This window comes from Cognataquiflexum aquatile (genome assembly GCF_003316845.1).
GTDB classification, from domain to species: Bacteria; Bacteroidota; Bacteroidia; order Cytophagales; family Cyclobacteriaceae; genus Cognataquiflexum; species Cognataquiflexum aquatile.
Genome location: NZ_QMIK01000001.1, coordinates 399,590 through 420,381, shown reverse-complemented (window position 1 = coordinate 420,381; position 20,792 = coordinate 399,590). Strand labels below are relative to the sequence as shown.

12 protein-coding genes are annotated in these 20,792 nt (G+C 43.1%); 7 read left to right on the top strand and 5 right to left on the bottom strand.

The features are described from left to right. Nucleotides 1-16: 16 nt before the first annotated feature. From DQW11_RS01755 to DQW11_RS01740, 4 genes are all read right to left on the bottom strand, one after another. Nucleotides 17-9,700, bottom strand: coding sequence for a T9SS type B sorting domain-containing protein (locus tag DQW11_RS01755; RefSeq protein WP_113922260.1), 9,684 nt, complete (start codon nt 9,698-9,700; stop codon nt 17-19). A gap of 504 nt (nt 9,701-10,204) precedes the next feature. Then, on the bottom strand, nt 10,205-10,657 hold the full coding sequence (locus DQW11_RS01750) for a hypothetical protein (protein ID WP_113922259.1): 453 nt from the start codon (nt 10,655-10,657) through the stop codon (nt 10,205-10,207). 174 nt (nt 10,658-10,831) lie between these two features. Beyond that, nucleotides 10,832-11,023: a hypothetical protein gene (locus DQW11_RS01745; protein WP_113922258.1), complete on the bottom strand. Its 192-nt coding sequence runs from the start codon at nt 11,021-11,023 to the stop codon at nt 10,832-10,834. 213 nt (nt 11,024-11,236) lie between these two features. Next, the gene (locus DQW11_RS01740) at nt 11,237-12,103 is read right to left on the bottom strand and encodes an alpha/beta hydrolase (RefSeq protein WP_113922257.1); all 867 of its coding nucleotides are present in this window, start codon (nt 12,101-12,103) and stop codon (nt 11,237-11,239) included. 195 nt (nt 12,104-12,298) lie between these two features. Here DQW11_RS01740 and DQW11_RS01735 point away from each other — a divergent pair, with 195 nt between their 5' ends. Beyond that, nucleotides 12,299-13,255 carry a sugar phosphate isomerase/epimerase family protein gene (locus DQW11_RS01735; RefSeq protein ID WP_113922256.1) on the top strand — a complete coding sequence of 319 codons (957 nt, stop codon included), beginning with the start codon at nt 12,299-12,301 and terminating at the stop codon, nt 13,253-13,255. Nucleotides 13,256-13,403: 148 nt separating this feature from the next. Further along, entirely contained in the window at nt 13,404-15,503 is a 2,100-nt protein-coding gene (locus tag DQW11_RS01730) for a site-specific recombinase (RefSeq protein ID WP_113922255.1), read from the top strand. Between the two features lie 75 nt (nt 15,504-15,578). Here the strand turns inward: DQW11_RS01730 and DQW11_RS01725 are convergent, their stop codons facing one another. After that, nucleotides 15,579-16,244: an ROK family protein gene (locus tag DQW11_RS01725; protein WP_113922254.1), complete on the bottom strand. Its 666-nt coding sequence runs from the start codon at nt 16,242-16,244 to the stop codon at nt 15,579-15,581. 380 nt (nt 16,245-16,624) lie between these two features. Here DQW11_RS01725 and DQW11_RS01720 point away from each other — a divergent pair, with 380 nt between their 5' ends. The 5 genes from DQW11_RS01720 (at nt 16,625) to DQW11_RS01700 (ending at nt 20,756) form a co-directional block, all read left to right on the top strand. Then, the gene (locus tag DQW11_RS01720; protein WP_113922253.1) at nt 16,625-17,404 is read left to right on the top strand and encodes an MlaE family ABC transporter permease; all 780 of its coding nucleotides are present in this window, start codon (nt 16,625-16,627) and stop codon (nt 17,402-17,404) included. Then, a complete protein-coding gene (locus DQW11_RS01715; protein WP_113922252.1) occupies nt 17,405-18,148 on the top strand; it encodes an ABC transporter ATP-binding protein in 744 nt (247 codons plus the stop codon). 2 nt (nt 18,149-18,150) lie between these two features. Next, nucleotides 18,151-19,140, top strand: coding sequence for an MlaD family protein (locus DQW11_RS01710; RefSeq protein ID WP_113922251.1), 990 nt, complete (start codon nt 18,151-18,153; stop codon nt 19,138-19,140). A 76-nt stretch (nt 19,141-19,216) separates the two neighbouring features. Next, nucleotides 19,217-19,783, top strand: a complete 567-nt coding sequence (locus DQW11_RS01705; protein ID WP_157965997.1) for an AAA family ATPase — start codon at nt 19,217-19,219, stop codon at nt 19,781-19,783. Further along, on the top strand, nt 19,737-20,756 hold the full coding sequence (locus DQW11_RS01700) for a hypothetical protein (protein WP_157965996.1): 1,020 nt from the start codon (nt 19,737-19,739) through the stop codon (nt 20,754-20,756). Before DQW11_RS01705 ends, DQW11_RS01700 begins: the two co-directional genes overlap by 47 nt. Nucleotides 20,757-20,792 lie beyond the last annotated feature (36 nt).

Genomic DNA, 20,792 nt, shown 5'->3' with positions numbered 1-20,792 from the left:
TGGTTAAATATCCCAATTATAGCACTAGGGTAAATACTCCCGTTTGACTGCCTTTTTCACCATCGACAGCCTTGAATATGATCTTGTAGACATAGTTGCCGTTTGGACTCATTGTGCCATTGAGGGTACCGTCCCATCCTGCATCTTCTTTGCTGAAGGCTGAGTAAACCAACTCGCCCCACTTGTTGAAGATGTGGAATTCAAAATCTTCTATTCCTCTCATTTTCGGGATAAAGGTGTCATTGAGTCCATCACCGTTAGGGGTGAAGGCATTGGGTACCAAAATCCTGTAGGAGCCGAATACTTCAATTTCCATCTTGGTATCAGACACGCAACCCAATTCGTCGAAGGTTTTCAAAGAAATGGTGTACTTACCTGTTTTGGTATAGGTATGAAGTGGGTTTTGTTCATTACTCTTGGTTCCATCTCCAAAATCCCACTCCCAGGCGATTACCTGTCCGAGAGTAGCATCATTGAATTGTACAGGTTCGTTGACCAAAATTTCCCCTTGCATGCCGATAGAAATGACCGTGTAAGTGAATGCCGCATCTGTAAATGCGATAGGCATGGTCACTTCTTTGGAAACTTCCACCAAACAGCCATTTCTGTCTGTGACGATCGCGGTGATTTCACCATCTTCATAGAAGTTGGTTTCTTCCACATTTGCAGAACCGGTGTTCCACTCAATTCGGTAATCAGGAGTACCGCCTTTGATGACCACCCAAGCCACTCCTGTCAATTCCCTTGTCTCGCAATTGACATCAAACCTGGTGAAAAGTCTTACCTCGAGAGGGTCAGGTTGTTTGATTTCAAAAGTTTTGGTCGTGATACATCCGTTGTCATCGGTTACACTGACCGTATAGGTCCCTGCAGGAAGGTCTTTTCTGTTGAGGGTTTCAATTGGGGTGTCTGCCCATTTGATCCTGTATGGCTGTATACCTCCGACAATTTCCAAATCTATAAAGCCATTTTCATCACCATGGCAATCAAGCATTTCAGAATAGGTGCTCTCTATCACGATAGGATCTGGTTCGGATACTACAAATACTCCTCCTGTGGTACATCCGTTTCTATCCGTGATCAGAACCTCATAGGTATCTGGGGCGAGATTTCTTACTATCCTGCTGTTGGCTCCATGAGACCATTTGTAGGTATAAGGAGCAGCCCCACCGATGACATTGAGTGTAATAGAACCATTGTTACTTCCGGCGCATTTGCTGTCCTCTACGGTTTCCCTGAAGAAAAGCAATTCAGGCTCGCGGATATTATAGGTGCCGGTAACGATACAACCAAGTGAATCCTCTACTGTCACATTGTAAGTGCCTGCAGCCAGATTGGTAGCGGCCAATTGTCCTTCGAGTCCATTGCTCCAGGTGACTTTGTAAGGAGCCTTTCCTCCGGTAATTCCTATTTCAATGAGACCATCCATACCGCGGAAGCATGAAACAGCTTTAATTTTCAGGAGGCTGATCCTGAGGTTCAATGGTCTGGCAATTTCAGTAGTTTGAGAAACTGAACAACCTTTGGCATCGGTGACGATCAATGTATAAGTTCCGGGAAGCAAATCAGTGATAGTCGAAGAAGTAGCTCCGTTTGACCACAGATAACTGTAAGGTGCTTGTCCTCCTGTCACAGTTGATACAATTTCCCCTCTTTCGCCACTGGTACACACTGCAAATTTTCCATCGAGTTGGAGGTCCATTGGCAAGGAAGGAGGAGGTACCCTGAAATCCTCGGTCACGGTACATCCCTTGGCATCGGTCACTACCACAGAATAGTTTCCAGGTGTAATGCCAATTAGATTTTGGGTTTTTGCACCGTTTGACCAGGCATAAGTATAAGGCGCTGTTCCCCCCGTGACGGTCAGGTTCAATTCGATGAGCTGGTCAAATTTGCAGAGTTCTGTAGAACTTGATGCTGATAAGGCCAATTCTGCCGAAGGTTCCGTGATGGTATAGGTAGCGCTGACCAAACATGCACTGGCATCAATGATAAAGACAGTGTAAATTCCGGCGCGCAATCCTGTGAGGTCAGTTCCGGTCATGCCATTACTCCATTGGATGTTGTAGGCACCGGTTCCACCTGTAATATTGATCTTGATCCTTCCGTCGTTTCCAAACTTACAGGATACATCCTGCTTGGAGTCCAAGGAAACGGCTATCGGAAGTGGTTCCAATATGTCGAAGGTTTGACTGACTATACATCCTTTGCTGTCTCGGACATTGACAGTATATGATCCTCCTGATTTGCCATTGATTGCCCGGGTCGTTTCGCCGGAAGACCAACTGAAGGTATAAGGTGCAGTACCGCCGGTAACAATCAGATCAATGCTGCCATTGTTTTCCCCTGCACATCTTACGTTGGATAGGATAGGGGAAACAGCCAATGGCTCGGCAGGTTGGGTGATCGCATATTCTCTGGTGATGACACAGTTCAAAGGATCAAGGATAGTCGCCACATAAACGCCGATCGGTAGATTATTGACCACGTTTCCTGTTCCGACAGTTGCTCCTGTTACTTTGTTTCTCCAAGTGACGGTGAAACCTCCGTTTCCTCCGGTGATTGCCAGGGAAATGCTGCCATCACTGCCGCCAAAACAGCTGACAGGATTGATGGTTTCTATGGCCAATATGGGAGATGGCTGTGTAATGACCACATTGCTTCTGGCAATACAACCATTGGCATCTGTGATTACCACTTCATAGTTGCCCGGAGCGAGTGCAGTCCTCACAGCTTGTGTATTTCCGTCTGACCACCTGACTGTGTATGGCGCAGTGCCTCCTGAAAATATCGCTGTCGCAGTCCCGTTGTTTTGGTTGAAGCAGGTGACATTGGCTTTATTGACAGTTAAGGCAATAGGTGTTGGTTCGGTGATGGTGATTTGCTTCACAGGGGATACACAACCATTCGCATCCATGACGGAGACGTTGTAGACTCCCGGCCTTAATCCGTTTGCTGTAAGTCCCGGATATTGGATGCCGTTCATAACCAAGGTGTAACCGGGTTTTCCACCTGAACCCACCACGGAAATTGAACCGTTTTGTGATCCAAAACAAGTGATATTGGTTGATGTAGAATTGAAATCAACCGGAGTGGTATCTGCAATTACAAAATCCCTGGTGGCTACACAACTGTTTTCGTCCAAAACCTCCAAAGTATAAACCCCTGCTGGCACACCGGAAAGGTCCTGGTTAGTGCCTACGACCAAATTGGAGGAGTTCAACCACCTGTAAGTATAGCTTCCCGTTCCTCCTGTTATGGAAACTTTGATTTCCCCATCTGAAGAGCCAAAGCAGCTAACATCGATAATTTCATCTTGGATAATCTCAATAGGAGTAGTATCAAGGATGGTTACAGTTCTTATCCACTCGCAACCTTTGATATCAACTACGCGGAGATTGTAAGTACCGGGCGCCAAATCCGTAAAACCAATGGCTCCGCTTGGATCGACTGTATACTCAACCCCATTCAAATAGGCTAGGTAGCTGCCGTTTCCACCTGCAATTGTCAGGTTGATATCAGATAGATCTCCGAAGCAAAGTACCTCATCAAGATAATCTACAGTCACTGAAAGTGGCTGCGCTGGTTGTCCTATGACCACCTGGATGACATCTGACTTACAGGTGCCGTTCAATGTGAAGGCGTTGTAAATTCCTGCTGTTAGGCCGGTAACTGTATTTCCGGATATTTCCAATCCATTGAAGAAAATCCTGTAGGTAGAAAATGCACCGCCTGTTGGGGTGAAAACGACCGTGCCATCACTGCCTCCAAAGCAGGAAACATCAGTGGTAACTGCATCAAGGACGACTTTGGATGGTTCACGGATCTGAACGGTTTCCACCACATCGGCGCAGCCCCCATCCGACACGGTATAGGTATAATACCCTGCCACCAAACCTGTAAGGGTAGTGAGGTTATTTGAACCCGGAATCGGAGCGAAAGCGGTATTGTCAACGGAGTAAGTCCAGGATATAGCGTAAGGTTTGGTGCCCCCTGTAATCTGAAGACTGATTTCAGAAGTTCCACCAAAGCAAAGAATATCTGTATAGGTGGCTGCTGCCTGCAAGGAAAGCGGTTGGGTAAGTGTTCTAGGAGGTATCGTTACAGTACAACCGTTGGCATCCACAGCAGTAAAGGTATATGCCACCAAAGCGTCCAAATTATTGAATACCACAACCTGGTTTTCATTAGCCAGATAATCTACTCCTTGGAATGTAATCGTGTAAGGGGCAGTTCCTCCGGTCAGGGAGAGCGAAATGCTTCCATCACCTGATTCAAAGCAGCTCAAGTTGGTCGACGTGTAATCTAAGATGCTAAGGGGAGCGGAAGGCTCCACCATGTTGATATTGACATCAGCAGAAATACATCCTTTGACATTGTCTACAGCATATACTAAATAGTTGCCGGCTCTGGCCATGAAAGTATTTCCAAAAATCTGGCTTCCATTGACGAAATAGGTGAAATTGGTAGATGCTCCGGAGGCAGCCTGAAGGGTGACCAAGGCGGATTGTCCATAACACAATATATCAGCCGCCACATAAGTCAAGGTTACCGCACTTCCATCAGCAATGATCACTGTGTTTGAAACCACAGCACAACCATTTGCCTCCTGTACAGAGTACCTGTATTGCCCGGCTGTCGCATTGCTGAGTCTTTTGGTTGTAGCAGGCAATGTTTCCCATATGCTGGTCCCTGTATTGAATTTTTCCCATACATAGGTGTATGGTTCAAGGCCTCCCACCGAAGTCAATTCAATAAAGGTGGTGCCTCCTTGACAAAGAATAGTTCCTGAAGTTGAGCTGACCGTAAATGTTCCTGGCTGGGAAATGGTCAATAAAGTGCTTACCTGACAAACATTATTGTTGTCAAAAACCTCGAGGGTATAGTTTCCTGCTGCAAGGCCAGGGAATGAGTTAACAGTGTTTTCAGAAAGGCTGCTCAGCGTGAGAACAGGTCCTGCCACAGGGGTAAGAGTAGCGGTATATAGAGGGCGACCACCGGTGATTTCAAAAGAAACAATCCCTGTAGATGATCCAAAACAGTTGGCATCTGTTTTTACCAAATTGATGATTTCCAATGGTCTTGCCGGCTGCGTTATGACTACCAACTCAGGATCAGATTCACAACCAAGGTTATCGACAATTTTGATCAGATAATTTCCCGGAGCAAGTCCAAAGAATGAAGTCTGAACGCCCTGACTGACGCCATTGATGAAGACTGTAAATGTTCTTCCCCCTTGGACGACGGGGCTCAATAATTCTATGATTCCGTCATTGATTCCAAAGCAGGAAACATCTTGGGAATTTATCGTAAAATCAGGTTTTACAGGAGCAATAATGGTAAATGTACCCACATTGTCAGGACAGCCTGAATCATCAATGGTCCAAGTGTAATCACCGGCAGGTAGGTTTTCAAAGTCAAAGGTGCCTTCATCCTCATTGCTAAATGTTTTTGAATAGCCGTTGAGGGAGGTAAGAGTCAGGTTCTTTCCTGGAGAACCCCCTGTAAAGGTGATACTGAAGGAACCGAATTCACCATAACATACAGGTTGGACTATCGTTTCGGTGACTAGGATTTCATCAGGTTGGGTAATGACATAATCAGGAGACTCAATCATACAACCACCTGCATAGGTGATTTCCATGAAGTAGGTACCTTCAATCAATGATCCCAAACTCGCCTCTGTAATAGGGATTTTCCCCCCGATCAGGTTTCTTCTATACCACTGAACAGTGATACCTGTGGTATTTCCTGATACTGCAAATCTGATAACGCCATCATTTCCACCAAAGCAAGTCACATCTTTTTCAACTTCTGCATCAAATACAGGCGGATTAGGTTCATCGATGGTGATGGTTGAGGTTACTTCACAACCTGCCGCATCTGTCACCTTGACATCGTAAGTGCCAATAGGAAGACCGGATAAAATGGCATTGGTGATAACCTGCCATGTACCTCCGTAGAAAATGGAATAAGTATATGAAGGAACACCTCCAAATGCAGACAAGAATAGAATACCGGATTCTCCAGGACAGCTAGCGTCCTGTGGATTGGTAAAGAGCTGAAGCGGATTTTTTGGACCAGGGACACTGTAAGTTTGGGAAACCATACAAGCACCGCCCAAGCTATATTCAACCCTGTAGAAACCCGGAGTCAAACCGGAAACCGTGGTAGTGTTTTCAGCAATTTGTGTATTGGTATTCAGTTCAATCCACCTGCTATAGCTCAATCCTGGAATCCAGCCTACAAAAGCCACCTCAATCGAAGCGTCATTATATGCACAGGATGGGGCACTCAAATTGACAAGGTTGATCTCCAAAGGAGCCGGTTGGGTGATTTCAATATTTTCAAGTCTCACCTCACAGCCGTTTGCATCACGGACAGTTACTGAATAAAATCCTGCTGAAAGGTTATTTGGATTTTGGTTGATAAATCCATGGTCCCAGGCAAAGAAATAAACCCCCGTGCCACCGGTGACATTGATGGTAATCCTGCCGTCATTTCTTCCAAAACAAGAAACTTCATCTTTGCTCACCAGAGAAACCACCAATGGGTCTGGAGCATTGACATCCACTTCCAATTCTCTTGAACAGGAATTGGCATCTGTGACAATGACTTTGTAAGTACCTTCACCGATATTGGCTAATGTCTGGGAAGTGCCTGCGATAGGGGTGAATAATCCCGGAGAAGTTTCTTTTTGCCAAACAATCGTATAAGCAGGATTGCCGCCCCCAATCTGGATTTCAATTCTTCCGTCAGTGGAATCATGACATTTTGGTTCTACCACATTGAGCAGGTTGATGACAATACCACTCGGAGGCTGATTGACCAAGATATCCTTCAATTCTTTGAAACAGCCGTTGGCATCAGTGACGGTCACATTATAAAGGCCTGCCGGGATGGAACTGATGTCCTGAGTAGTTGCAGTATATCCCGATGGACCGGTCCAGGCATAAGTATATGCTCCCGTTCCACCTGTGGCTGTGATATTTATTCCGCCTGTACTTTCACCGAAACACAAAATGTTCAAAACCCCATCCAAGTTAAGTTCCAATTCAGGGGTAGGAGGGATGGTGAAAGTTTGTTGTACAAAACAAGCATTGTTGCCTAGGTCAAATACCTTGACTGTGTATTGTCCGGGAGCGACATTGGTGAGGTTTTGGGAAGTCGAGATGATGGTAGAAAAATTGCCTGCAACAAACCAGTTCACACCTAGATTTCCGGTGCCACCGGCTATGTCAATGGAAATGCTTCCGTTATTTTGTCCAAAGCAGACTTCAGGAGTAATGACAACATTGCTGATGGTGATTTGAGGAAGAGAGGTAACATCGAAATTGAGGTTTGGAACCACACAGCCATTGGCATCTCTGATCGCCACAAAATTATTGGTTGAAGCTCCTAATCCTCCGATGGTCACAGCCCCCACCGATGTGGTAGCAAAGGCCCCGCCATTGAGTGAATAAGAATAAGGTGCCGTGCCGCCTGAAATCGTAAAGCTTACTGTTCCGGACAACTCCCCAAAACAAGCCACATCCACCACTACCGGAGGACTTACCTGAAGTGGAAGCGGTTCATTCACGGTGTATTCTTTAGAAACAATACAACCATTTTGGTCAGTTACAATTAACTTATAGATACCACCAGTAAGGTTGATCAGGTTAAGGGATGTCTGACCTGGAATGTCAACAAATGTTCCCAATACTGCCTTTTGCCATTGATAAGTCAGAGTGCCTGTCCCACCGCTTGTGGTCAGGCCGGTAATGGATCCGTTGCCATCTCCGGCACACAGTAAATGTTTGATCACCAGATTGTTTTCGTTGATGGTAATCCCAGGAGGATTGACTACATCAACAAATTCTGTGATTTTGCAATTAAGACCATAAGAAACGACCACTTCATATTGCCCTGCAGGAAGATTATTGAAAGTTACATCATTGCCGCTTTTGGTTTCTCCATTGGCAGTAACTGTAAAGGGAGTCACGGTATCTGCAATCTGAACGCGGATGCTCCCGTCATTTCCTCCAAAACAAATTGGATTGACAGGGGTGTAGGTCACCACAGGGGCCGCCGGTACCGGAACCACGACACTATATACTACTTCACAACCTTTGGAATCCCTTACTCTTACAGTATTCGAACCTGCAGGAAGATTAAAAGCCGTAGCAGTAGTTTCTCCGTTGCTCCACAAATAAGTGAAGCCTCCCCAACCGCCAACCATATTGAAGACGCGGGCAGATCCATTGTTGGCGCCTGCGCAGGCCAGTCCGTTTAACAGTTCAATCTGGCCTGTTACAGGTGCAGGTGGACCGGTGATGGTTACACTAAGATCGACAAAACACCCTTCTTTGTCCGAAACCCGAACTGTATATGTTCCTGGGGCAAGGCCGGTAACTGTCCTGGTGGTTTGTCCGCCACTCCACAAAAATTTATAACTTCCCCATCCTCCGGATCTGTTGACTGTAGCAGTGCCGTTGTTTTGTCCAAAGCAGGTCAATGTCGTTGAGGAGATCGAGGCAGTCAAAGCACTTGGTGGGGCAGGTACATTGACAGTATAATCAAGGGTACACTCAGGATAATTGACACCTCCGTGTTTTATGGTAATGGTATGAACACCTGACCCAAAACCAGTGAATGTCCTTGTCCCCGATGTTGCACCTATTGCGATATTTTGACCGGTGACCGCTACTGTTCCATTTGGTCTTCTGATTTCAACAACCACATTGGCAGGTGGAAATGCGAATCCCATAAAAAGTCGGTTGACGTCTATTTTGATGGTTCCGTCTGTCCCACCAAAACAAGTAACGCCTTCAGCCGAAGGAATGGCTTCCAAAAGTGTTTGATTTCCAATATTGAATACCAACTCTTCAGGACAACTTGCCAACCTATATTGGTCGATGATTTCCAATACATAGTCTCCTTCGGGTAATTGGTTATACCTGATCTGTCCACCTGGTGCAGGAAGCCAACCGGTAACGTAAGTGCCGTTTGACCTTCTGATTCTAAATTGAACAGTTCCAACAAATCCCGAAGCATCAAAAGTAATCCCTCCATTGTCCACGCAGGTCTCAGGAAAAGTTCCCACCCCGGCACCAGGTGTCAATACAAGTGGATCAATTTCTTCAATTTCGATTTCGGTCAATTCCTTACAGCCTGTGGCATCGATGACCTCTACCAAATATTTACCTGCCGGAATGCCGCTCAGATCCAAATTTCTACCACTGATGACATTGGTTCTTACAAGGGTATTGGATTCGTCAAAAAAGTTAATGGTAAAAGGAGGGATACCATTTTGGATCGTACCATAGACCCTACCAAAACTTTCCCCTTGGCAGGCCTGGTTTTCCTCATATAATATATTGAGTATAAAATTTGTGCTTCCCTTAAAGTTGATCACCTCTGTGTAGGTGTTGCCGGCATTGTCTGTGACAAATAGTGTATAATCTCCTGCCTTCGCCTGGGTGATTGTACTGAATTGGCTTTCGCTGAGTCCCGCATTTGTTTGGATAACCTCTCCTCCATAACTCCAAACATATGTATAAGGCGCTACGCCGTTTCTGACCCGGATTTCTGCTTTCTTCTCACATTCTGAAAATACAAAGACGTCTTTGATGATCGGTGCTGCGGTACTTTCATTGATCTGAAAGAGTACTGCCAGAAAAAACACAAACCACAAATATGATATCGAGTAAAGTTTTCTCATATGCGTTCAACTTTAAAATGATCTTCCATTGAGAACTAGGGCATTTGTTTAATTTTTCAATCAATCTGTCCCAATTTTGGATTTCAAAGTGTCTCGGATGAGTACTTTTTTACCATTCGCCCATGAAACTAGTGAATTTGGTTCACTGGTTTTTGAAGAATGACTCTTAGAAAACGTATTTCGTTTTTTGATATAAAATTCTATGTATTTTATATATACATAAAAGAAATACTTTAAATCGGGTGATTCAGAGTAATAAATAGAATATTATTATAAAAACAAAGAAATGACAATAAAAAATAGAATCGACGTTTGGGTTCCGAAATTGATTATTCTGACCAATTTTAGGTTAAAAAACAAAGCTTAGACACTAATATCACTAAAGAATTAAAAAATAAAAATTCATTGAAAAAAAAGAAAAAAAAGAAAATAAAAACGCCGTTCAGATTCCCGAACGGCGGTATACACTTTGTGTTTTGTTGTTGAAAATATGTAATCGGGATTTTATACCAAATCCTTTACCTCAATCTGCTTTCCCCTGAAGTCTGCACTTTGACCTTTTTTCAAATCCCATAAGGCAGTAATCAAAGGTGAATCCCGTGAAACCAACTGGTAATCGACACCATCCAAAACCACTTTTCCCATTGGGATCGAAACCCAAATATTTCCCATCGCAACTTGAATCAAAGCACCTTCATCTACTTTTTGCAATTCTTTGACGGGCACGGCATTCAGTTGGGCCAACATCACCCTGGAAGAGGAGAGTCTTTTCTCTAATATATCCCTGGTCTGATGCAACATTTCCTGATGGGTTTCAAATTTGTCACCGGCGGAGCTTTTCTCCTCCACTTCGGAAGATTCCTGCAATTCGGTGAGTTGACGTTGGATGTCTTTAATCTGATCTCTCAGCATTTCTTGGGCTTTGGCCAATAATGCACTTTTGGTCGTAGAATTCATGGGTACAAAGTAAAATGAAAAAAGGGAGAAAATGGAATTTAGACCTCCTTAAGAATCTTTTTTTCTTGATTCCTTCAAGATTGAAGGCATTTTCTTCGACCCAATCCTGCTTTTCTAAAGTATTTCATCCTAATAACCATGGAGAAAAGTCTCAAATACAATATTTTGGACTCTTTATTTTCTTCCCGCTAAAGTAAATGGAAGCATAAAAAGGTTCCTGATCAGGTTGAAGGAAAGGTCTATGGTAAATCCCAATAACCTAAAGGGCAATAACAGCAACCATACCAAAGGGTAGAGAATCAACGCGATAATGGCAATAGGCCAACAAAGGATAAATAAAATGCACCAAAGCAGGAAGCTTACCATATAACTCGAGTTTTATTAAATCCTGCAATACCTGTACCAATCAGGAAAATGCTCCTTTCTGTCGCCCTATGCAGTTTTTATCAATTACCTTGTATTGAAATTGAACACTATCCCGTACATTTTTGCTAGACCTACGGTTTTCCAATTAAATCATAAATCATTCTTCTTATTTCTTTTCATCTTCCTTCATCCTTTATCCCTCATCCTTCTAAATCACTTCTGATGAAAAGTATCGGATACAAAACCCAATACCTCAGGAAGAGAAGTTCTCCAATAGGTCCAGGTATGGCCTCCGTCTCTGATGCGGAACTCGTGGGGAATTTCCTTCTTTTTCATCGCAATGTGGACAAGGCTGTTTCCTTCAAACAAGAAATCATCATCACCGCAATCAAAAAACCATTTGACGGATTTCATCTTTTCGATATCATTGAGAGCAATCTGCTGCAACGCATTGTGCCTGTCATAGTAAGGTTGGAGGGTAGATTCATTTTTCACCTCGACTTTGTTGGTCTGCAAGCCCTGTTTGAATTCTTCAAAGGTGGCATTTCTAAGAGAAGCACTCAGTGGACAGGCAGAGGAGAAGAGTTCCGGCCGGTGCATGGCATAAAAAAACGTGCCTCCGCCTCCCATGGAAAGTCCCGCAATGGCCCTGAATCTTTTTTCAGCCTTGATCCGGTATTTCTTTTCCACCGCAGGCATCAATTCCTCAAAAAAGAAATCTTCATACCTCCATTCATTGTTCACATCATTGAAATAGCCTCTTTTCCCTGTATTGGCATCCGGCATGACAATGATCATGGCTGTCGCTTTCCCTTCTTGAATGGCTTTGTCTGCGATATGCTGGACTTCCCCAAACTGTACCCATCCTGTCTGATCATCTCCGCCACCATGTAGTAAATAGAGCACAGGGTAGGAGCGTTGGGAAGTTTCATACCCTGGCGGGAGGTACACGGCATACTTCCTTTCCATATTTAAGATTTTACTTGTCAGGGTCAGTTCATCGAAAACTTTGCTTTCTTGGGCAAAAGAAGTAAGGCTGATAAACAATAAATTCAGGCAAAGGAGAATATATCTGCTCATGGGTTTTTGGGATTATTTTTTGGTAAAATTCAATGACTTTCAATGAAGCCAAGGTCAATGGACAGTTAAACTACCAAAATATATTTTTGCCACAAGGGCTTACAAGGTTTTCGGCAACAGAAGGAAACCTGTGGTCATTTTCTGCTTTCGAACTTTCACCAAATCGCTTATCTTGTTTCAAAAAAAAATCAGGTCATGCAAAGAAAAGAATTCATGTTTTCCACCGCCTTGGCTTCCGCAGCCCTTGTAAGCTCACCTTTCTCCTCGTTATGGGCACGGCAAGAGACTGCTAGAAAATTCAAGATTGCATTAAACCCTGGGATTATCGGAGTCAAAGCCAACTATGCACAGACCTTAGATTATGCCATCCAATATAAGTATGAGGCTATTAGCCCTTTTACGCAGGAAGTGATGGATAAATATTCCGATGGGCAGCTCAATGAGATCCTTGCCAAAATGAAGGAAAATGGAATCGGTTATGATTCCGCAAATGTTCCTGTGGAATTTCGCCGCGACAAATCAAAGTTCAACGAGGATTTCAAAGGTTTGAGAAAATTTTGTCAGACAATGGAAAGGCAAGGTGCCACACGCATCAACACGTGGATCATTTCTTCCCACAATGAATTGACTTACAATGAAAACATGAAGCAACATGCTTACCGATTGGGAGAATGTGCCAAAGTAATGAAAGACCATGGAATCCGTTTTGGACTTGAATATTTGGGTATGCGGACGATGATGACCCAAAACCGCTATCCCTTTATCGGCAGCATGAAAGAGGGGAAGGAATTGATAGGAGAAATAGGGGAAAGCAATGTGGGATTTGTTTTGGATACCTTTCATTGGTACTGCGCGAATGATACTTTAGAAGATTTAAGGACACTAAAACCCGAAGATGTTGTAGTCGTCGACCTGAACGATGCCCGATTGGGTTTTACCAGGGAAACCCAATTGGATGGAAAAAGAGAACTTCCGATGGCCACAGGGGTAATCAATACCAAGGATTTTTTGCAGGGAATCATCGATATTGGCTATGAAGGTCCGGTCAGGACGGAGCCGTTTAACCAGGAATTGAATGACATGGAAAATGAGGTCGCTTTGAAATTAAACATGGAAGCCATAAAGAAAGCTTTGGCTACGGTTGGTTATTAGGGAAGCAAAAAAAATAAAAAACTACCTATCCAAATAAAAAAAGAGACCCCAAGAAGAAATTTGGAACATTTTTTAATCCCTTCAAATGGAACGGTTAATTAGATAATGGGTTTATGATAGGAATCATTCACTTTATCAACTTCTCCAAATGTACTTTTCGGATATTCTAGACAAAATACAGAGCCGTTATCAGGATCAATCACCTGATTTGCTTTTGGAGATCGTTGCTCAGATTCGTCCCCCAAAAAACAACCCGGCGCAGGCCAAAGAAAACCTGAATCAGTTTAAAAACAGGCTCAAAGAAAATCCTGAGGTCATTATCCTTTTGAGGGCTTACCTGAAGGCTTTGTTTGACAAAAAGCAAAGTGTGCAGATTTTTACCGAATCGGGTATTCTGACCAACAGGGGATTTTTTCCTGAGGCTTTTGATCGGGTCAATACTTTTTTTCTCCCAAAAGTCTATGCTGAAAGGGATGTCATGACCATTTTTGTGGCTGTTTTTCACAAGAATTGGGATTACCTATGGGTCGATGAAATACCGGATCAAGATTGGGCCGACCTCTTCGAGTTGCTTGGATGGGTAGAGATTGAAAATCTATCCCAAGAAGAACCGGCGGTGGTGCAGACACTCAACAGCATTTTGGTTCTTTCCCAAAGAATAGCAGCCTTGGGACTCGAGCCCGAAATACTTTCCAAACTTCCCGAATTGGAATATTTTGATTCTCCGTTTATTGTTCAGAACAAATCCCTCTATGGATATGTGGACCAATACCAAACGGATCCTGACTTTGATAAAACAGATCAAAACACAGATTACAAGCACCTTATGGTGATGCTGACCCAATGTGAAGATTACATCCAATTGATCCGAAAAAACAAGCGGAAATTCGGTACTGACCTTCACTTCTCTTATCAACTCCTACAACTCAGCCAAAATATAGACAGGCTCAAGTCCCTGCTGAAACTTGTATCCAAGTCCGCAGACCAGGCATACTTTCAAGGTGAATCTCATTTGTTAAAAATTTTGGTAAGGGCCGTAAACAGGAAAAACAGCCTCAGTGAACACATCAAGGACAATGTCAACCTTCTTGCCTTTCAGATTACCGAGCATGCAGGCAAGACAGGGGAGCACTATATCGCCAATTCAGCAAAAGAATGGTGGAAAATGTTGGGTTCGTCTATGGGTGGAGGCCTGATTGTCGGTTTTCTATCGGTAATCAAGGTGCTGATTTATTACCTGAAGCTGCCGCTTTTTGGGGAGGCTTTTCTGTATAGTATGAATTATTCATTTGGATTTATCGGAATCCATCTGACCCATTCCACCTTGGCGACCAAGCAGCCTGCCATGACTGCATCCAAACTTGCAGCTGCTTTAGACGAAGTCGAAAAGCCAAAATCCGTTGCCCTTGGAAATTTATCTGAATTGATCGTCAAGATTTTCAGGTCCCAATTCATAGCATTTGTAGGCAATGTGACAATAGCCTTTCCCGTGGCTTTTTTGATTGCGTTTGGCTACCATTATTTTTCCGGAGGCCATATCGCCGGAAGTGAAAAGGCTTTCAAACTTATCGCTGAACTTGATCCTTTGCATAGTCTAGCGGTATTCCATGCAGGTATAGCGGGAGTTTTCCTTTTCTTTTCCGGGATGATTTCAGGCTATTATGACAATAAAAGTGTTTACAATAAAATCCCGCAGCGGATCAAAATCCATAAAGGTATGATCCGGATTTTTGGTCAAAAACGCACCGAAGGATTTAGCAATTATATTGACAATAATCTCGGAAGCCTCGCCGGCAACTTCTTTTTGGGGATTTTTCTCGGTACCATGGGCACTATTGGGATAATACTCGGCCTTCCCCTCGACATCCAGCATATCACTTTTGCCTGTGGGAATTTCGGATTGGCATTTGTATCGGTCGGGAGTCAGTTGAGCAACCACCAGATAGTGATGTCAGTTGCAGGTATATTCAGCATTGGTCTGATGAACTTTCTGGTGAGTTTTTCCCTGGCGATTTTTGTAGCCATTAAATCAAGAAAAGTCACCTTCAAACAAAGCAGGAGACTTTTTGGGATTTTATTTCTCCGGTTTTTAAAGAGACCCCACCACTTTTTTCTCCCCATCTATGAAAAAAATTCAGGAGAAAAACCGTTGTTCCAGGATGTAAAAGCCCTGAACCCTACAAAAAATGAGGACAACACCGAAACTCAGGAAAGAAAAGTTAGGCCGGTCAAAAATAAGGAACAATAATTTTCCTTCATTCCATCAAATCAAACTCCAAATGGCTTCAAAAAAAAGCTCATTATTTTCAGAAGGGAACCAATCCTAGCCGTGATGTTCGGGTATATATTCCCACATTCTAAATCCTCCCTGAAAAGCGAGGTTGTTGTTGCCAAACCTACAAAGTGGAGGCAGGTCGGTCAACATTTTGGAATTGCCTCCGCCGATCACGACATCGTCAGGGAGAAATGCGGCTGTAAACCTTGAAACAATGTTTCTGACATGGTTTTGCCACTTAATCTGCCCCATTCTTTCCAATCCCCGCAAGCCGACATAATCTTCAAAAGTTCCTTTTTTATACGGTTGGTGGGCAAGCTCCATTGGGATGACACAGCCATCGACGACGATTGCAGTTCCCAATCCTGTTCCCAATCCTAAAAAAAGCAAGACACCTTCCTGATAAGAACCCAAAGCCTGCATAGAAGCATCGTTCATGATTTTGACGGGTTTTCCAAAAGCAGACTCAAAGTCAAAACCGGACCACCCATGGCCCAGATTCTTGGGTTCTGTCATGATTACCCCTTTTTTGATGATGCCCGGAAATCCTATGGAGATGAAATCATATTCCCAATCTTTGGTAAATTCCAAAACCTCAGAGACCATTTTTTCGGGAGTCAACAAGCTTCCCGAAGGTATTTTCCTTCTTTCCTGATCGTTATTTACTTTGACCTTGACGTTTGTTCCTCCGATATCGATGACGAGTATTTTCAAATTTTGTGGGGTTTAACTGTCTGCAAGTTAAAAAATAGACTTGCTCTTTCAAATGAAGAATGAATTTAAGAATTGGGAAAAAACCCAAGTCTGAATCTAAAACCTTAAAATAGAGGCATAAATGATCACCTTAATTAGAAAAAAATCTTCCTCCTCCTGCCTGTCTCAAAGACTTTCAACTCAAAAAATGTTTGCAAAAGCTGCGCAATACTTCTAAACGGTAATGGATTTTCTGGCAATCGGAAGGATTTTGTCATGGAGCACAACGGCTTTTTCGCCCTTTTTATTAATAATAAACATGACAAACATCATGGAATTATTTGATTATCTGCGCTAATTTTTGGTTCGGATATCATCATCTTTGGTAAAGGGCATCCAAAATGAAGCTGAACTTCCCAAATATCGAAAAGAATCAATTTCTAAATGAAATCGGGGACATTTCCCGATTTACGGCCCGTTTTTTTAGGGAAGTGTCCAAACCAAAGCAGGAATACCGGGAATTCATCAACCAATGCTATTGGATAGGCTATAAGACACTGACGCTTGTGGGCATCACTGCATTTATCATGGGACTGGTTTTGACGATACAGTCCAGACCGACTTTGGTAGAATTTGGGGCAGAATCTTACCTGCCTTCTATGGTATCTGTTTCCCTGATCAGGGAAATTGCTCCGGTAATTACAGCGCTGATCTGTGCCGGAAAAATCGGTTCGGGGATGGGTGCTGAACTTGGGTCAATGCGCGTGACCGAACAAATCGATGCCATGGAGGTATCAGGAACCAATCCTTTCAAATACCTTGTGGTAACCCGGGTGATGGCCGCCACACTGATGGTGCCGGTGCTCTCAAGTTTGGCCAATGCCATTTCACTTTATGGTGGGTATTTGGGAGTGAATATCAGGGGTCAGGTCAGCTGGCATTTGTATTGGTTTCAGGTTTTTGGAGTGCTTGACTTCAGCGACATGTTGCCATCATTGGTCAAAACTTTCTTCTTTGGTTTTGCAATAGGAATCATCGGGACCTATAAGGGCTACAATTCTACCAAAGGAACTGAAGGAGTGGGCAGGTCTGCCACCACGGCAGTGATAGTGGCCTCTCTTCTGGTATTTATCATTGATTTGATAGCGGTTCAGATTACGGATATCCTAGGTTTGACATAGATGGAGAAAGATTTGAAACCGGTCATTCAGGTGAAAAACGTCAATAAATCATTTGGTGAAAACCATGTGCTGCGTGACTTTTCCATGGAGGTACTCCCCGGAGAAAACCTTGTAATCCTCGGAAAATCAGGCTCAGGCAAGTCGGTTTTGATCAAATGTATAATCAACCTGATCCAACCTGATTCAGGTCAGATCATTGTCCTTGACCATGATATCAATGAACTAGATCAGGATGAACTTGACCGGTTGCGGGCCAAAGTCGGGTTTCTCTTCCAAAGCAATGCGCTATATGATTCCATGACTGTCAGAGAAAATCTTGAATTTCCACTGCGTATACATTGGACCAAAGAAGAAAGGGCAAAAAATGCTGAAAATGCTGTCAAAGAAGCCTTGGAAGATGTAGGTCTTGCGCATACTGTAAATATGATGCCCTCCGAACTTTCCGGTGGCATGAGAAAAAGAATTGCGTTGGCCCGGGCGCTGATTTTAAACCCCAGCGTCATCCTTTATGACGAGCCTACTACAGGCTTGGACCCGATCACAGCAAGAGAAATCAGTGAACTGATGATGGAAGTGCAAAAAAAATACAATGCCACTTCTGTCATCATTTCCCACGATTTGAACTGTATCCGCATTACCTCCAACAGGGTCATCATGCTGATCGACGGCAGATGCTACGCGGATGATACCTTTGAAAATCTTCGTTTATCCAAAGATCCCAAAATCAGGGAGTTTTTCGACTGACTATGAAAGAGAAGAAAAAAATTGAAAATTCGAAATTAGGAATCATGGTCTTGGCAGGACTGATTTTCCTGGTCTTTACCTTGTACATGATCGGGAAAAACCAAAATATCTTCGGTTCATCGATCACCATCATCTCTGTAGTCGAAAATGTCAATGGCCTTGTTCCCGGCAACAATGTCCGTTTTCAGGGCATCAATGTAGGCACAGTCAAATCTGTGGAAATGGCAAATGATTCCACGATCCACCTCACGCTGTATATCCAAAAGAAAATGCAGCCCTTTATTAAAAAGAATGCCATCACCACCATCAATACAGATGGCTTGATGGGAAATAAAATCATCCATATCCTGCCTCAGACGGGCGAATCAGAACCTGTGGAGGAAGGCGACATCCTGTATTCCAAACCGCCCCTTGATACGGGAGAGATGTTGGAGAAATTAGGCGTCACAGGTGATTACCTGGAAACAACCCTTAAAAACCTCTCCGAGGTGTCCGAAAAATTGAATAAGAGTGAAAGTCTTTGGGCATTGCTTTCTGATGAAGAAATGCCCAATGATATCAAAAATGCAATCAGAGAGTTCAGAAAAGCAGGGTCCAATGCTGCAGAACTTGCCAAGACAGGGAAAGAATTAATGGAGAGTTTGGAGCAGGGAAACGGGATCGTTAAACAGGCTTTTACAGATTCAATCATGGCCGAGAATCTAAATGAATCCATCGAAAATATCCTAAAAACAAGCGCTGAAGCCGCATCAATGATGGAAGAAATCAAAAAAATGGTCACTGCTATCGAAGCCGGGGAAGGAACTGCCGGTTTGATCCTCAGTGATAGCCTGATGCGCCAATCATTGATGAAAAGTATGGAGAACATTGAACTCAGTACCTACAATTTCAACCAGAACATGGAAGCACTGAAGGGGAATTTTCTATTTCGGAAATACTATAAAAAGCAGGAAAAGGAGCTGAAAAAGGAGGAGAAACAGAATATTAATTAAATATTGGAGAATTAAATTTTATGTGGTGCAAAATTTGATTCAAACCAACGGTAAGTGAAAATTGGACGAAAGGGAAATGGAAAATCAATCAAAATCAGCATCAGTACTTGTCATGGTAATGGGACTACCGGGTTCAGGAAAAAGCTTTTTTGCCAAAGCCTTAGCCAAAGAAATCGGGGCCCAATACTTGGGAAGTGATGAGCTTAGAAAAGAGCTGGGTCTAATGGGGAATTATAGCTTGGATAACAAACTGGCTGTCTATCAGGAAATGTTCCTCAGGGCCAAGAAAATTCATAATTCAGGGAGAAGCGTTGTCTTGGACGGTACTTTTTTTCTCCAGCAAGTCAGGGATTTGGTGATTTTCTTAGCAAAGTCATTATCATGGAGATTAACAATCATCCATATCCAAGCAGAGGAAGAGCTGATTACCAAAAGGCTATCCAAACCAAGAGAGGACAGCGAAGCGGACTTAGATGTATACCAAAAGATCAAATCTGAGTTTGAACCGATCATCGAAAAACACCTTTTGATTCAATCCATTGATGGCTTTATCGAAGAAAGTGTGGAGAAAGCCATTAATTTCATTTATTCAAGCCATGAAAAGAGACGATGTCCGGCAATTGATGGCCAAAGGAAAGTATGAAGGTATTCCAATCAAAGGAGTTTTGGAAGAGACCAATATCTCATGGGTGATCCTCGCTGGAAGACATGCCTTTAAAATCAAGAAAAACATCAAATTGTCATTTTTAGATTATTCCACTCTTGAGCTAAGAAAGAAGTATTGCGAAAAGGAAATGGAATTGAATAGCCGCTTTTCTGACATCTATCTTTCCGTGCTGCCCATCATTAATTTTCAGGGAAATTGGAATATAGGTGAAGGTGAGGGTGAGGGTGAGGTTAAAGATTATGCCGTTTGCATGAAGCGGATGCAAGGCAAAAAAAGAATGGATGTGCTTCTCAAGCAAAACAAAGTAAATCCGTCCAGTATTTCTCTTTTGGCCAAACAGGTTGCAGAGTTTCATAAAAAAGCCGAAATCATTACCAAAGACCATAATCACGAACAGGCAAAGAGAATATTCAATGACTTGACTTCTGTTCAGGAAGTGGTTTCGAAGGAACTTGGGCAGGATTATTTGGAAATAATTCCCAAGCTTACTACATGGAGTGACCGATTCTTGGAAACACATGGCAAAAGGTTATTGCAACGGAGTAGGGAAGGATTCAAAAGAGATGTCCATGGAGACCTTCACAGTGGCAATATTTTTATCTATAAAAAACCGGTCCTGTTTGATGGTATTGAATTTGAAGATGCTTTCAGGCAGATTGATATCCTTTATGAAATCGCGTTTCTCTGTATGGATTTGGAGTTTTATGGCAGGAGAGACCTTTCTGATGTGTTTTTGGAAACATACAACAAAACTTTGACTTGCTTCCCCATGGAAGAAGACAAATCAATTTATCTGTATTACAAGTGCCTCCGTGCAAATATCAGGGCTAAGGTGTTCCTTTTAAACAGCTTATCAGAACCCGATCCTGAAAAAAAAGCACAAGATCTGGCAAAAGGAAAAAAGTACCTTGACCTTGCCACGGAATATCACAGTAATCTTCTACTGTAGGTTGGATTTTTTATCACCAATTCTGATCAATTGGAG

Bases quoted from the DNA above. Each gene is read 5' to 3' on its own strand.
- DQW11_RS01750 (WP_113922259.1), bottom strand. From the start codon at position 10,657: ATGAATTCTACGACCAAAAGTGCATTATTGGCCAAAGCCCAAGAAATG.
- DQW11_RS01735 (WP_113922256.1), top strand. From the start codon at position 12,299: ATGCAAAGAAAAGAATTCATGTTTTCCACCGCCTTGGCTTCCGCAGCC.
- DQW11_RS01730 (WP_113922255.1), top strand. From the start codon at position 13,404: ATGTACTTTTCGGATATTCTAGACAAAATACAGAGCCGTTATCAGGAT.
- DQW11_RS01715 (WP_113922252.1), top strand. From the start codon at position 17,405: ATGGAGAAAGATTTGAAACCGGTCATTCAGGTGAAAAACGTCAATAAA.
- DQW11_RS01740 (WP_113922257.1), bottom strand. From the start codon at position 12,103: ATGAGCAGATATATTCTCCTTTGCCTGAATTTATTGTTTATCAGCCTT.
- DQW11_RS01720 (WP_113922253.1), top strand. From the start codon at position 16,625: ATGAAGCTGAACTTCCCAAATATCGAAAAGAATCAATTTCTAAATGAA.
- DQW11_RS01705 (WP_157965997.1), top strand. From the start codon at position 19,217: ATGGAAAATCAATCAAAATCAGCATCAGTACTTGTCATGGTAATGGGA.
- DQW11_RS01755 (WP_113922260.1), bottom strand. From the start codon at position 9,700: ATGAGAAAACTTTACTCGATATCATATTTGTGGTTTGTGTTTTTTCTG.
- DQW11_RS01745 (WP_113922258.1), bottom strand. From the start codon at position 11,023: ATGGTAAGCTTCCTGCTTTGGTGCATTTTATTTATCCTTTGTTGGCCT.
- DQW11_RS01700 (WP_157965996.1), top strand. From the start codon at position 19,737: ATGAAAAGAGACGATGTCCGGCAATTGATGGCCAAAGGAAAGTATGAA.
- DQW11_RS01710 (WP_113922251.1), top strand. From the start codon at position 18,151: ATGAAAGAGAAGAAAAAAATTGAAAATTCGAAATTAGGAATCATGGTC.